Source organism: Paenibacillus sp. FA6 (assembly GCF_051550225.1).
Lineage (GTDB): Bacteria > Bacillota > Bacilli > Paenibacillales > Paenibacillaceae > Paenibacillus_AQ.
Window position 1 is genome coordinate 1,684,241 of the sequence record NZ_CP188820.1, and the last position, 12,864, is coordinate 1,697,104.

The following is a 12,864-nucleotide window of genomic DNA, read 5'->3' on the forward strand; positions in this document are numbered from 1 at the left end:
TTGATGGACGTTCTTACCGCCATTAATAAACGGAGAGAAATTACACGATTTAAGAATACTCCCATACCACAGGATTTGTTGGAGAAGCTTACACAAGCCCTTTATTTGTCTCCAACGGGTAACAACCTACCTTCTAGAGAATTCGTTCTATTGACCAACAAAGATACACTTACACAATTGAGTACAGCAACACCATATGTAAAATGGCTTGAGCAAGCTACTGCGGCTGTCGTAATCATTGGGAATCCAGACGTAAGCAAATACTGGTTGCAAGATGCTTCGATCGCAGGAGGTTATCTGTGGTTAGCTTCGGTATCATCGGACTTGGGAGCTGCTTGGGGTGCTATTTATCATTCGGAGGATCATGAAGAATCTATTAAACGTGAGGACTATGTCCGTCATTTGTTAGAGATCCCTGAGCATCTCCGTGTAGTTGCTATAATTGGCTTAGGTTATCCAGATATAGATCCTGCCCCGAAAGAAATGTATCTAGTTGATTCAGTATTACATTTGGAAAAGTATATTGCTAATACAACGAACTGAATATAAGATTGAGCGCACTTATAGTCTAAAATGTACTCAATGGGATATGAATAATAAACCTTCAGGAAATCCTGAAGGTTTATTTTGAATTCAATTTAGGATGATTGTTGACTCTGCAATTTGTTAGTCTTTATACGACTCTGCGATGGCATTAGCCGCAACAATGGCATTATACACATCATCTGGCGATACAGGGAACGGCATATTGATCATCGTGTCATTAGCTGCACAAGATAATTCAGCCACTTGGCGCCACTCGGCTTCCACAAATTTATTAACACCAAGATCCTCCAAGGTTAATGGTAGTTGAACATCTTTAATAAGCTTAATTACCGTCTCCAATTCTTCTTTCGGAGCATTTTCAAGTACGAGTTGCACCAGTAGTCCAAATGTGACCTTCTCACCGTGTTGGGCTTTATGAAGGGAATGAACGGCAGTCATACCGTTATGAATAGCATGAGCAGCTGCAAGTCCACCTGATTCTGCTCCAACACCACTTAGATATATCGTTGCATCAATCGTATTTTCAACCGCTTTGGTTACCACCTTATGATCAACGGCTTTTTTGGCATTGACCGCATTATCTAGCAAAGTATCATAACACAAGCGAGCTAGACCAAGGCCGGTTGCAGAAGGTTTCATTAAAGCTAGGTTATCCCCATTGGATTGGTAGCAAGCGCGTGCTTCGAAATAGGTTGCAAGAGCATCACCAATTCCAGCGGCAAAGAAGCGTGATGGTGCTGCTGCCAATATTTCAATGTCAGCAAGGACGATATCCGGGTTTTTTGGTAAGAATAAATATTCGTCAAACGAACCATCTTTTTTATAGATAACAGCTAGGGCAGTACACGGCGCATCAGTAGATGCAATAGTAGGGAAGATAACGACAGGTAGCTTCTCATAATAGGCAGTTGCTTTGGCTGTGTCCAAAGTTTTACCGCCACCAATTCCTACAATGATGTTACAACCTGACGTGCGAGCTAACTCACGGTGGTGTTCAATTTCTTCTTTCGTGCATTCGTAGTTAAACTTCTCGAATTTCACTTTACCTCCAGCTGATTCTATCGATGATCCAGCTTCTTTTGTGGCGCGATCTAGAATGAATTCATCACAAATGATATAAGCGTGATCACCATAATTTTTGATGTAATCATTCATCTTGGAGAGCAGATGGCGTCCAGAGATGAATTTACTGGGTGAAGTAATGGATTTAACGAGTTCAGTCATTGAAAGAGCCTCCATATTGATTTTTTGTCTGTCGACTTAAGTTGCTACAATTCTCTTATATTGATTCATGTTTTCTTTTGGTGGAAATAGGTTACCCTAAATAGAGAAGCCATACCAACTACAGGAGGTCGAAAAAAGAAATGAAAAGAAATATGGTGTTTGTCCATCTTAGCGTGCTTAGTATTCTATTAGTGGTCGCTACCTTTGTGATCCCGGCAGCATTCGCCAATGAGAAAGTGACACAGGTAAAAACGAATATCATAAATACAAAGGGCGAGAAGATAGGATCTGCTGTAATAACACAACAAGCTGACAGCGTACAGCTACATATCGAAGCGAAGAATCTTACACCAGGCGAACATGGCGTGCATTTTCATGAAATAGGGAAATGCGAAGTGCCTGACTTTAAATCAGCAGGTGCACATTTGAACCCTGAACTTAAGCAACATGGATTTAACAATCCGAAGGGATTTCATGCTGGCGATCTGCTGAATATTAAAGTCAAAGAAGATGGAACCGTAACCGCTGATTTGGAGAGCAAAACGGTCACGCTTATAAAAGGCGTATCCAACTCCTTGCTGAAGCCTGGCGGATCAGCGATCGTGATCCATGAGAAGGCGGATGATTATGTGACGGACCCATCCGGTAATTCCGGTAATCGGATAGCTTGCGCTGCCATTCAAGAATAATGTTATTTGGCTATAGAAGATAGCAAAAAGGTAGCCCCGCAGATGAGAAGATGTCTGCGGGGCTACCTTTTGATTCATTTGAAATATAAGAAATTGTAAGTATCACTTGATACTCTTACAGCCGTTTCTGCTTGTATTATACTTTATCCCAAATAATATGCCCCTTCTCGAGGTTGATCTCATGGAAACCCGCCATATTACGCGCTTGAAATTGAATAGGTTCTTGGCTACCAACAATAATAATATTCTGTATGTCCGTCATACCATCTGCTGGTAAGGCAAAGGCTTGGGAATAGTTAAACTCTTCTCTAAGTGTCGAATGGATAGCATTTATGAGGTTATCATTATCCGCTCTTCCCATTAGATTCAGGATGATAGCTCCATGGGAATGGAGTTTGTCTGTCGTAATTCTGAAGAACTCCTTAGATATGAATTGTTGAGGAGTTCCCTTATCAGTAAAGGCATCCACAACAATATAGTCAAAGCTATCTGATTCTTCATGTTCAACCATATAGCGTCCATCTCCGATGAGTACATTATCCTTATTGTATCCAAAGTATCTTTTGCTAAGCTCTACTACTGTCGGATCCAGTTCAGCTACCTTAAAACGTTTCTCTGAACAATAGCTTGCAATCGTCCCGATACCGTGGCCGATGAGGAATACGTCTTTGAATGATGGGTCATTGAACTCCATAAGATGTATGATAGCCCTCGGATATTCAAACATCACACGCTCCGGATGATCTAAATCCAGTGCACCTTGAATAGCATTATTTGAGAATTGAAGGACTCGGAAATTCCCTTTCTCACCATATAATTCGCTAGTATCATAAACTGTTACTTCATGATTGTCGGTCAATTGTTGAAATAGTAACTGCAAATCATCGATCTCCTTTAAGTGTATGTATGAATACAAATATATCATAATTCTTATCCAACATGGACTCAGAAGTTTTTGACTGTGAGTTTCGTTAATATTTTCCTTGCGCTGAGAATAAGCCATGTGCTGAGAAGAAAAGGCATCGTCAAGGATGGGAGACCATAAGGCGAAAGGAATGTGCCTACGCTTGCTGTTATCGGTACTGAGATCATGGCGCCGAAAATTCCCATTAATAATGTTGAGCGATGATTGATACCACAGTAGTATTCGACAGCAAAAATAGTTAATACAGCATTGTATCCATAAAGCCCCATATTAAGGAGCTCAACTTCTGCTCCTAACCCATAAGCTGTTAACCAAGCAATGAAATTCCCTAGGATAGCATAGAGTCCGAGTCTCCTGCTCGCCCAAAATATCGCAAATAGAATTAGAATTCCACACCAAACGTTGTCTAGGAAATACACTTGCCCAATTCCACGAATTAACCCATATTTCCAGTCGACTACATCCGTTTCACTTAGCTTCCAAGCCGACAGATTCTGCGGTACGAGATCGGGATTTAACTTCATATTCTCCAATTTATAGGGAGCAAGCAATATGAACCATGTAAGGATGATGTAAGGGAAGGTCAGTACGGGTAGCCCCGAGTTTCTCATAACATACATCAAAGCAGCTGTAACGAGAACGGTAACAGCTGCACCTGCCAGGGCGAGGATCCAGCGGTTGCTGCCATTCAGATTTAGAGTTAATGCGATCCCAGTTAACACAGAATTAAAACTGAATAGTCCTTGCTTCACAGTTGTTTCATTTGCACCACAAACACGGGCAATCCAAGTCCCTATTAAGGCTGATGCCAAAGTAACTATACCTAACAGATAGGATGAAAGTGTTATAGCAACAAGTACGAATAATCCTGTAACAGCATTTTCTATCAATATCACTTGAGAGATTCCTTTAAGAGATGATGGAATTAAAGGTGAAAAGCCACTATTTTTACTCATGAGTTTGATAACTCCTTCTGTTTAATCCAATGGATGTTGGAACAGATTTCTAATGTATTATGCTTTAACCTTCAGAGGTTATACATTTGACGGTTAGCGTTATGTAGATCGGGTCATAATTATATTGAAAGCATAAATGAGGGAGGTTGTTATATGTTTCAACATTTTGAAGTGAAACCTTTATTTGAGGATCAAATTCATGAGCGCCATCAATTTTCTGTATACCTTGAAGGAAGTGATTATAATGGTCTTTATCATGAAGGGGAAATTTCTTGGTTTAATCCACAACCCCAACACATCCTTGAAGAACAGCTTATCGTACTAGTCGAGGCTGAAATCCATAGAAGAATGCAAGATCACTCTTTTTAAATAAGATGGATACTTCGCTCTCTATCGAATGTTTACTAATTTCACTATATGGGCAAATTTAAGATATTGAGGAGGGATCAAAGATGTATTTGCAGCCAAGAGAGCAAGAAAAGCTGATGATTGTTGTAGCCGCAGACCTCGCAAAGAGAAGGAAAGACAGGGGATTAAAGTTGAATTACCCTGAATCGGTTGCTCTTATTACATATGAAATATTGGAAGGTGCTCGCGATGGGAGAACCGTTGCAGAGCTAATGCAATATGGCACAAAAATTTTGACAATCGAAGATGTCATGGAAGGTATCTCGGAAATCATAGACGATATCCAAGTTGAAGCCACTTTTCCAGATGGAACAAAACTGGTGACCGTTCATAGTCCAATTCGTTAGTAGAAAAGAGGAGTTCATCAGTGCAACCTGGAGAATTGATTTTAAGAGATGAAGAGATTCTTTGTAATGTTGGCAGAAAGACCAAAAGAATTTCAATACTCAACACCGGAGATCGCCCAATACAAGTAGGATCTCATTTTCATTTATTCGAGGCAAATGAAGCTCTCAAATTTGATCGTGATGCAGCGTTTGGTCAAAGATTGAGTATTCCTGCAGGGGCAGCGGTACGCTTTGAACCGGGGGATGAAAAAGAAGTAGAATTGATTTGTTTTGCTGGAGAACGCCAAGTTTATGGTTTTAACAACCTTACGGATGGTTCGGTAGAAAGAGGGTGTGAAGCTTGAGTTTCTATATGTCACGCAAACAATATGCTCAAATGTATGGACCGACAACCGGTGATGCTATTCGCCTAGCGGATACCGATTTATTTATTGAAATCGAGAAGGATTACACCACTTATGGAGATGAATTGGTCTTTGGAGGTGGAAAAGTAGCACGTGATGGAATGGGTCAGCATCCATTAGTCACTCGCGGCAATGATATTCCTGATGTTGTGATCACGAACGTGGTCATTCTTGATTATACCGGAATCTATAAGGCGGATATTGGTATTCGCGACGGGAAAATATCTAAAATAGGAAAAAGTGGGAATCCATTAACGATGCATGGTGTGAATATCGTTATCGGTGCCTCTACCGATATCATTGCTGGTGAGGGCATGATTGTTACCGCTGGTGGAATTGATACCCATGTTCACTTTATAAATCCTGCTCAAGTAGAAACGGCACTTACCTCCGGATTGACCACATTAATTGGAGGGGGAGCAGGTCCAACAGCTGGGTCGAGAGCTACAACTTGCACCGCTGGGGAATGGAATATTCACCGTATGCTTGAAGCCGCAGAAGGGTTGCCGATTAATGTTGGCTTTACAGGGAAAGGACATGCCGCAGCCATAGAACCATTGGCAGAACAAGTACGGGCAGGTGCCATTGGATTAAAGGTTCATGAAGATTGGGGGGCTACAGCATCATCCATCGACTATTCATTACAGGTAGCTGACCAATATGATGTTCAAGTCGCACTTCATGCAGATACATTAAATGAATGTGGCTTTTTGGAACATACGATGAAGGCGATTAAAGATCGAGTTATCCATACGTATCATACAGAAGGAGCAGGTGGTGGACATGCACCCGACATGATCAAAGCTGCCAGCTATTTAAACGTGCTTCCCGCATCTACGAACCCTACACTTCCTTATACAGTGAATACGTTGGATGAGCATCTTGATATGTTGATGGTTTGTCATCATTTAAATCCGGCGGTTCCAGAAGATATTGCTTTTGCAGATTCACGTATTCGTAAAGAGACGATTGCAGCTGAAGATATCTTACAAGATATGGGGGTGTTCAGCATGACTAGCTCAGATGCGCAAGCGATGGGTCGTGTAGGTGAGGTGATCCTGCGTACATGGCAAGTGGCCGATAAAATGAAAAAACAAAGAGGGAAATTAAAAGGGGATCATGGCATTGGTGATAATAACCGGGCGAAACGTTATGTTGCTAAATATACGATCAATCCAGCGATTACTCATGGAGTATCCGAATATATCGGCTCCGTTGAAGAAGGTAAAATTGCGGACTTAGTTCTCTGGAACCCGGCATTTTTCGGTGTAAAACCGGAGATGATTCTTAAAAATGGATTTATCGTGAATAGTTTGATGGGAGATGCCAATGCTTCTATACCAACACCACAGCCTATTCTCTATCGACCAATGTACGCTGCTTATGGTAAAGCACTATCGAAGAGTTCGATCACATTTGTATCTCAAGCCGCATTTGATGACAAAGTTCATGACAAACTGGGGTTACAAAAGATGATATTGCCGGTTCATAGTATCCGTAAACTAACAAAAAAAGATATGAAATTAAATTCGGAAACACCCGAAATAACGGTTGACCCGCAGACTTATGAAGTAAAAGTAGACGGAGAAGTCATTACTTGTGAACCATCTGAAACGCTGCCGATGACGCAACGATATTTTTTATTTTGAGGTGAGAAAACATGGTTATTGAAACAGTGATAAGCAACATAACAGAAATGAAATCCGAAGAGATAGAGAAACGCCATGTTGAGAAGGTATACCTTGAAAGTGCTCATTTAGTTAAACGAATTCAACGGGTTAAAACGGACCATGGCAGAGAAATGGGTATTCATTTAAAAGAAGCGCGCGACCTGATTGCGGGTGATGTTTTATATATGGATGATGAAAGTCTGATTGTAATAGATGTCATAGCGGATGATTTGTTGCTGATTAGCCCTCGAGACTTCAAAGAAATGGGAACCATTGCCCATCAACTGGGAAATCGCCATCTTCCTGCTCAATTTGAAGATCATGAGATGCTTGTTCAGTATGATTACTTGGTCGAGGAATTGTTGCAGGACCTTCAGATTCCTTATACGCGTGAGAATAGAAAAGTGAATCAGGCATTTCGTCATATCGGACATAGCCATGGATAAACAGGAATTGGCGTTATTTCAACTATGTGATTCCAATTTCCCCACGGGGGCGTTTAGTCACTCCTTTGGATTGGAGACTTACATTCAGGAAGACAAGATAACGAATAAAGAAACATTTGCCAAGTGGCTAAAAGTCTATTTGAGCGAACAGTTATTGTACACGGATGGACTTGCCTGCCGCTTGGCTTATGAAGCACTTGAGAAAAAGGATATCGATACGGTATGGGAGCTTGATCGGAAATTAATCGTTCAGATTTTGCCGCGTGAAACGAGAGAAGGCACCTATCGAATGGGTGAATGCATGGTAGATATGGTGAAGTCATTGTATGATGCTCCACTTCTTTCTACATATCAGCAAGAGATCGACAAGAAAAATGCATTTGGTCACTCGGCGATTGTATTTGCCATCATTGCTCATTACCTGGCTGTTTCAAAGTCAACTATGATTTTATATTATTTGTACTCTTCGATTTCAAGTCTTGTTCAAAATGTGGTGCGGGGTATTCCTTTAGGTCAGACGGCGGGGCAACAAATTTTACGTGATTTTCAACCGTTATTATATGATGTGGTGAGGGGAATTGAGAATTTATCTGAAGATGACTTTGGTGCGGTTGCACCGGGTCTCGAAATGGCACAAATGAATCATGAACGATTACATATTCGGATTTTTATGTCTTAAGAGTGTACTTTGAAAAGGAGGTGTGGACATTGGAACCAATCAAAATTGGAGTTGGCGGTCCAGTGGGTGCTGGAAAAACGTTGTTGATCGAGAAATTGACCCGCTTTATGAATGATGAGATCCGAATGGCGGTCGTAACGAATGATATATATACAAAAGAAGATGCAAAATTTCTAATCACAAACGGTGTGCTACCCGCTGACCGAATTATCGGAGTGGAGACAGGAGGTTGTCCCCATACGGCGATTAGGGAGGACGTTTCCATGAATACATCGGCGATCAAAGAATTAATAAAGCGACATCCTGATGTAGAACTTATATTCGTGGAAAGCGGTGGCGATAATCTATCAGCAACATTCAGCCCTGAACTAGTCGATTTCTCCATATATATTATCGATGTTGCACAGGGGGAGAAAATTCCGCGTAAGGGAGGTCAAGGAATGATCAAATCGGATTTATTTATTATCAACAAAACTGATTTGGCACCCTATGTAGGAGCAAATCTTAAAGTTATGGAATCAGATTCAAAAATTTTCCGCGGGGAAAAGCCTTTTTTCTTCACAAATTTGAAGGATCATACCGGCCTTGATCAGATTATTGATTGGATTAAGAAGAATGCATTTTTAACAGGATTGGCCTAATATGAACAATTGTACGGGAACTTTACGATTGGTAACTGAAAATAAAAGAGGTCGGACAGTCGCGAAAGATGTCTATTATGAAGGTGCCTTTAAAGTGACACGTCCAACATATCATGATGATACTGGGCAGGCTTGTTACTACATCATGAATCCAGGTGGCGGTTATTTAGACGGTGACCGTTATAAGATGGAAATTGTGTTGGAGGAGAAAGCTGATTTACTTTTAACGACGCAATCCGCTACAAAGATATATAAAACGCCGAACCAAGCGGTTATTCAAGAGACAGATATTTTATTAAAAGCAGGGAGTGTTCTCGAATATATACCAGATCCTCTTATTGCTTATCGGGATGCGGAGTATAAACAAACGAATATCATTCGCATGGAACCAGGGGCGACATTGATTTGTACAGATATTATTACGCCCGGTTGGTCTCCCGATGGTGTCGCTTTTAGTTATCGACTCTTGCAGTTGAAAACTGAAATTTATATGAATAACCGACTTGTCGTTTTTGATCATGTTCGGTTAGCACCAGGTTCTCAACAAATACAAGACATTGGCTACATGGAAGGTTTCACCCATTTAGGCTCGATGATTGCGATCCATGAACAAGCCGATATTCCGTTTATTGATGAGTTATATCTAAGAATCAAGGAAAATATAGATGGATGTAGAATCGGTATTTCGCAGCTTTCGGTTCCTGGTTTTATTTTACGAGTATTTGGAACATCTACGCAAAAAATAGAAAGGGTATTTACGGAATGTCAAACGATCCTTCGTCAAGAATGGCTAGGTAAGGATTATGTTTTTTTAAGAAAATATTAGTTCAGACAACTCCTCCATAGCAACTTTTTTACCAAGGACGCCGCTAGGCGTTTTTTATTTAAATATAAGGAAGCATAGGTTTCACTTGATACTCTATATCTTATATTTCGGCAGAGACGGCATTGCCGTTTCTGCTTGTTTATTTCGTTATCTTGCTATTATACTCTAAAATACGTACATACGTTCATCGATGTGGTTATAATTAAGACAGCGGAGGTGAAGCATTTGGTGGATCAAAAGAATCAGTTATCCGAGGAACAATGGAATGCCGTTATTAGCAATGACAAGTCTTATGATGGTCAGTTTTTTTACGCCGTTAAGACTACTGGAATCTTTTGTCGTCCATCCTGTAAATCGAGACCTCCCAATAAAGAAAATATCCTAATTTTTCAAACTGCCGATCAAGCGCTAGTAGGACATTTCCGCCCGTGCAAACGGTGTAAACCTACGGGACAACGTTTACCTGATCATGAATGGGTGGCGATCGTTACCGATTATATCGATACAAATTACGCAGAACCTTTAACACTTGAGATCCTAGCAGAGATTTGTCATGGAAGTCCGTATCATTTGCATCGCACTTTTAAACGTATTAAAGAGATTACACCAGTAGAATATATTCAGAATATTAGAATTGATAAAGCTAAGGAGTACTTGGTTCAGACAAACAAAGCTATTGCAGAAGTGGGGCAGCGCATTGGTATGAATAACACCCCTTATTTCATTACTTTATTCAAAAAAGTGACAGGATTCACGCCTTTAAATTATCGTCAAGTCAATAACAACCATTCGGAGGTAGAGCATCATGAAGGACGAATCTAATCTAACCATTTATTGGACACTCTTAACTCATAAGGATTGGAATATATATATTGCAGCAACAAAGATAGGTTTATGTTATGTTGGTTCGCAAGATAAACCTTTTGAAGAACTAGCTTCTTGGGCGAAAAAGAAATTTCCTGGTAGCGACTTGATTCAGAACGATGAGAAGTTACGTGTATATGCAGCAGAACTCATCGAGTATTTCGAGGGCAACCTTCAAAGCTTTACTGTCCCCTTTGATTTCCGTGGTACGCCATTTCAACTAGCCGTATGGAAAGCACTTTGTGAAATTCCTTATGGGCAGACTCAAACCTACTCAGATATAGCAAATATTATTCAAAAGCCATCCGCTGTACGTGCGGTAGGTACGGCAATCGGAGCAAATCCAGTGTTGGTCACCATTCCTTGTCATCGTGTCGTTGGAAAAGACGGATCACTTACCGGTTATCGTGGTGGATTAGATATGAAAACCAAGTTACTACAGCTTGAACGTGGTTGCGTTACGCTCGAAGGGAGCACGAACCGACATGCCTAAGCAACTTACAGAACAAACCGAAATATTCTGCAAAGAAGTAAATGAGACTAACATATGAAAACAGAGTATCTATTCAAACAACCGAAGACGCTACTTAATAAAGGGACAGGATTTCTGTCCGGATATAGTCATTCTTTAAACCCTTATACAGGTTGCACATTTGGTTGCTCATACTGCTATGTGCGTCAAATGCCGGTATCTACATTTCGAGAGGGTGAGTGGGGAAATTGGGTAGATATCAAACAAGGTGCGGCTGAAATATTCCGTAAAGAGCTTAAGAGAGCCAAGACCAAAGGAAACGTATCTATATTTATGTCGTCTAGTACGGATCCTTATCAGCCCATTGAACATCATGAAAGGGTAACCCGATCCCTTCTTGAGGTCATGGTGGAAGATCCGCCTGAATTCCTACTCGTACAGACTCGAAGTGCTCTCATTCGTAGGGATATCGACTTATTGCTACTCCTGAAAGATCGAGTCCGCGTAAGTATGACTGTAGAAACAGACCGCGAGGATATTCGTAAATATTTCTCGCCCTATGCACCTCCGATCCAAGCTAGATTAGAGACACTACGATTATTAAAAGACGCAGGCGTACCAACACAAGTAGCGATCGCTCCGATATTACCGAGTAGTGGAGATTTCGCCGACAAGCTCTTGCCTCTCGTCAATCGGATTTGCATAGATGATTATTTCATGGGAGATGGCAGCGGTGGCAAGCGGACTCGAAATTTAAAAATAGATTCTTTATATAAGACATTGGGAATGGAAGAATGGTATCATCCTTCTGCTTATAAAATTGTGTATGATCGTTTCAAGCGTGTTTTTCCTGAAGAACAGATATTCATTAGTCAAAAAGGGTTTGAACCCTGAATTTTTAAATTATATTTATAGTTGCATAATGGAGGATAGGTCCTTGGAAACCGTGGAAATAAAGTGTTTTGACTTTGGATCAGAAGAAATAGATTACTTGAAGAGCGTAGATCCAACCCTTGGTGAAGCGATATCGCGACTCGGGAAGGTAGAGCGTGTCATTATTCCTGATTTATTCACAGCGCTTGTGTATGCGATTGTGGGGCAGCTTATATCTGTAAAGGCAGTCCATACCATCTGGAATAGAATGCAGGATCGATTTGGAGAGATCTCTCCGCATAATATCGCCATGCAGACCGCTGATGATATTCAAGGGTGTGGGATAACGATGAAGAAGGCGGTCTATATTCATACTATCGCTCACAACATTGTACAAGGCGAATTTATTTTGGATGATCTACACGAATTAACAGATAATGAGGTCATCAAAAAACTGATGACTTTAAATGGGGTTGGCCAATGGACAGCCGAAATGATGCTCATCAATTCAATGGAACGTCGAGACGTAGTCAGTTGGGGCGATATAGCCATACGTCGCGGTTTGATGAAGTTATATGGCCTTAATTCAATTACAAAAGAGCAGTTCGATGAATGCCGCCTCAGATATTCTCCACTAGGGTCAATTGCCTCTATATACTTGTGGGCTATTTCATTTGAATAATTAGGTAGGACCAATGTCTCTTTCTGATTCCGTGGTCTTAAGCTCCTAATAAGAGAGATTGGATTGGATGAAATGGAGAAGTACAAAGCAGCGAAGATGACGGAATTGTTCTGAAGAAGCGATAGCGCTCGCCTACAGGCTTTCCATAGGAAAGCTACTTCGAAAGCATATGCTGCCCTCGGGTTTCAACCGCTACGCGGTATAGAATCAAG

General features: G+C 40.9%; 17 protein-coding genes. 14 read left to right on the forward strand and 3 right to left on the reverse strand.

Going from position 1 to position 12,864, the window contains the following annotated elements:
- The first annotated feature begins 3 nt into the window (after nucleotides 1–3).
- Entirely contained in the window at nucleotides 4–543 is a 540-nt protein-coding gene (locus ACP8HI_RS07755) for a nitroreductase family protein (RefSeq protein ID WP_438350532.1), read from the forward strand.
- Between the two features lie 123 nt (nucleotides 544–666).
- On the opposite strand, the gene ACP8HI_RS07760 is transcribed toward ACP8HI_RS07755, so the two are convergent.
- The gene (locus ACP8HI_RS07760; RefSeq protein ID WP_438350533.1) at nucleotides 667–1,770 is read right to left on the reverse strand and encodes a glycerol dehydrogenase; all 1,104 of its coding nucleotides are present in this window, start codon (nucleotides 1,768–1,770) and stop codon (nucleotides 667–669) included.
- A gap of 140 nt (nucleotides 1,771–1,910) precedes the next feature.
- On the opposite strand from ACP8HI_RS07760, the gene ACP8HI_RS07765 reads away from it, so the two are divergent.
- Nucleotides 1,911–2,459 (forward strand): superoxide dismutase family protein, encoded by a 549-nt coding sequence (locus tag ACP8HI_RS07765; protein WP_438350534.1) that lies wholly within the window; start codon nucleotides 1,911–1,913, stop codon nucleotides 2,457–2,459.
- Nucleotides 2,460–2,595: 136 nt separating this feature from the next.
- Here ACP8HI_RS07765 and ACP8HI_RS07770 read toward each other — a convergent pair whose 3' ends face one another.
- Entirely contained in the window at nucleotides 2,596–3,339 is a 744-nt protein-coding gene (locus ACP8HI_RS07770) for a spermidine synthase (protein WP_438350535.1), read from the reverse strand.
- Nucleotides 3,340–3,404: 65 nt separating this feature from the next.
- Nucleotides 3,405–4,340, reverse strand: coding sequence for an urea transporter (locus ACP8HI_RS07775; protein ID WP_438350536.1), 936 nt, complete (start codon nucleotides 4,338–4,340; stop codon nucleotides 3,405–3,407).
- Nucleotides 4,341–4,493: 153 nt separating this feature from the next.
- Between ACP8HI_RS07775 and ACP8HI_RS07780 the strand changes: the two genes are divergently transcribed.
- The 12 genes from ACP8HI_RS07780 (at nucleotide 4,494) to ACP8HI_RS07835 (ending at nucleotide 12,652) form a co-directional block, all read left to right on the forward strand.
- Nucleotides 4,494–4,709, forward strand: coding sequence for a DUF5342 family protein (locus ACP8HI_RS07780; RefSeq protein WP_438350537.1), 216 nt, complete (start codon nucleotides 4,494–4,496; stop codon nucleotides 4,707–4,709).
- A gap of 83 nt (nucleotides 4,710–4,792) precedes the next feature.
- Nucleotides 4,793–5,095, forward strand: a complete 303-nt coding sequence (locus ACP8HI_RS07785; RefSeq protein ID WP_438350538.1) for an urease subunit gamma — start codon at nucleotides 4,793–4,795, stop codon at nucleotides 5,093–5,095.
- 20 nt (nucleotides 5,096–5,115) lie between these two features.
- Nucleotides 5,116–5,439: an urease subunit beta gene (gene ureB, locus ACP8HI_RS07790; RefSeq protein ID WP_438350539.1), complete on the forward strand. Its 324-nt coding sequence runs from the start codon at nucleotides 5,116–5,118 to the stop codon at nucleotides 5,437–5,439.
- A complete protein-coding gene (gene ureC, locus ACP8HI_RS07795; protein ID WP_438350540.1) occupies nucleotides 5,436–7,148 on the forward strand; it encodes an urease subunit alpha in 1,713 nt (570 codons plus the stop codon). Before ureB ends, ureC begins: the two co-directional genes overlap by 4 nt.
- Before the next feature lie 11 nt (nucleotides 7,149–7,159).
- Nucleotides 7,160–7,615 carry an urease accessory protein UreE gene (gene ureE, locus ACP8HI_RS07800; RefSeq protein WP_438350541.1) on the forward strand — a complete coding sequence of 152 codons (456 nt, stop codon included), beginning with the start codon at nucleotides 7,160–7,162 and terminating at the stop codon, nucleotides 7,613–7,615.
- On the forward strand, nucleotides 7,608–8,294 hold the full coding sequence (locus tag ACP8HI_RS07805; protein WP_438350542.1) for an urease accessory protein UreF: 687 nt from the start codon (nucleotides 7,608–7,610) through the stop codon (nucleotides 8,292–8,294). The genes ureE and ACP8HI_RS07805 overlap by 8 nt, the downstream gene beginning before the upstream one ends.
- 29 nt (nucleotides 8,295–8,323) lie before the next feature.
- Nucleotides 8,324–8,935 (forward strand): urease accessory protein UreG, encoded by a 612-nt coding sequence (gene ureG, locus ACP8HI_RS07810; RefSeq protein ID WP_438350543.1) that lies wholly within the window; start codon nucleotides 8,324–8,326, stop codon nucleotides 8,933–8,935.
- A 1-nt stretch (nucleotide 8,936) separates the two neighbouring features.
- Complete coding sequence (locus ACP8HI_RS07815; RefSeq protein WP_438350544.1) at nucleotides 8,937–9,761, forward strand: urease accessory protein UreD; 825 nt, start codon at nucleotides 8,937–8,939, stop codon at nucleotides 9,759–9,761.
- A gap of 228 nt (nucleotides 9,762–9,989) precedes the next feature.
- Nucleotides 9,990–10,583 carry a bifunctional transcriptional activator/DNA repair enzyme AdaA gene (locus ACP8HI_RS07820; RefSeq protein ID WP_438350545.1) on the forward strand — a complete coding sequence of 198 codons (594 nt, stop codon included), beginning with the start codon at nucleotides 9,990–9,992 and terminating at the stop codon, nucleotides 10,581–10,583.
- Entirely contained in the window at nucleotides 10,567–11,118 is a 552-nt protein-coding gene (locus tag ACP8HI_RS07825; RefSeq protein ID WP_438350546.1) for a methylated-DNA--[protein]-cysteine S-methyltransferase, read from the forward strand. The genes ACP8HI_RS07820 and ACP8HI_RS07825 overlap by 17 nt, the downstream gene beginning before the upstream one ends.
- Nucleotides 11,119–11,172: 54 nt before the next feature.
- On the forward strand, nucleotides 11,173–11,991 hold the full coding sequence (locus ACP8HI_RS07830) for an SPL family radical SAM protein (RefSeq protein WP_438350547.1): 819 nt from the start codon (nucleotides 11,173–11,175) through the stop codon (nucleotides 11,989–11,991).
- Between the two features lie 43 nt (nucleotides 11,992–12,034).
- On the forward strand, nucleotides 12,035–12,652 hold the full coding sequence (locus ACP8HI_RS07835) for a DNA-3-methyladenine glycosylase family protein (protein ID WP_438350548.1): 618 nt from the start codon (nucleotides 12,035–12,037) through the stop codon (nucleotides 12,650–12,652).
- Nucleotides 12,653–12,864 lie beyond the last annotated feature (212 nt).

What these genes read in the sequence shown, in the direction of transcription:
- ACP8HI_RS07755 (WP_438350532.1), top strand. Translation starts at nt 4, where the DNA reads ATGGACGTTCTTACCGCCATTAATAAACGGAGAGAAATTACACGATTT.
- ACP8HI_RS07825 (WP_438350546.1), top strand. Translation starts at nt 10,567, where the DNA reads ATGAAGGACGAATCTAATCTAACCATTTATTGGACACTCTTAACTCAT.
- ACP8HI_RS07765 (WP_438350534.1), top strand. Translation starts at nt 1,911, where the DNA reads ATGAAAAGAAATATGGTGTTTGTCCATCTTAGCGTGCTTAGTATTCTA.
- ureE (WP_438350541.1), top strand. Translation starts at nt 7,160, where the DNA reads ATGGTTATTGAAACAGTGATAAGCAACATAACAGAAATGAAATCCGAA.
- ACP8HI_RS07830 (WP_438350547.1), top strand. Translation starts at nt 11,173, where the DNA reads ATGAAAACAGAGTATCTATTCAAACAACCGAAGACGCTACTTAATAAA.
- ACP8HI_RS07785 (WP_438350538.1), top strand. Translation starts at nt 4,793, where the DNA reads ATGTATTTGCAGCCAAGAGAGCAAGAAAAGCTGATGATTGTTGTAGCC.
- ACP8HI_RS07760 (WP_438350533.1), bottom strand. Translation starts at nt 1,770, where the DNA reads ATGACTGAACTCGTTAAATCCATTACTTCACCCAGTAAATTCATCTCT.
- ACP8HI_RS07780 (WP_438350537.1), top strand. Translation starts at nt 4,494, where the DNA reads ATGTTTCAACATTTTGAAGTGAAACCTTTATTTGAGGATCAAATTCAT.
- ACP8HI_RS07775 (WP_438350536.1), bottom strand. Translation starts at nt 4,340, where the DNA reads ATGAGTAAAAATAGTGGCTTTTCACCTTTAATTCCATCATCTCTTAAA.
- ACP8HI_RS07815 (WP_438350544.1), top strand. Translation starts at nt 8,937, where the DNA reads ATGAACAATTGTACGGGAACTTTACGATTGGTAACTGAAAATAAAAGA.
- ACP8HI_RS07805 (WP_438350542.1), top strand. Translation starts at nt 7,608, where the DNA reads ATGGATAAACAGGAATTGGCGTTATTTCAACTATGTGATTCCAATTTC.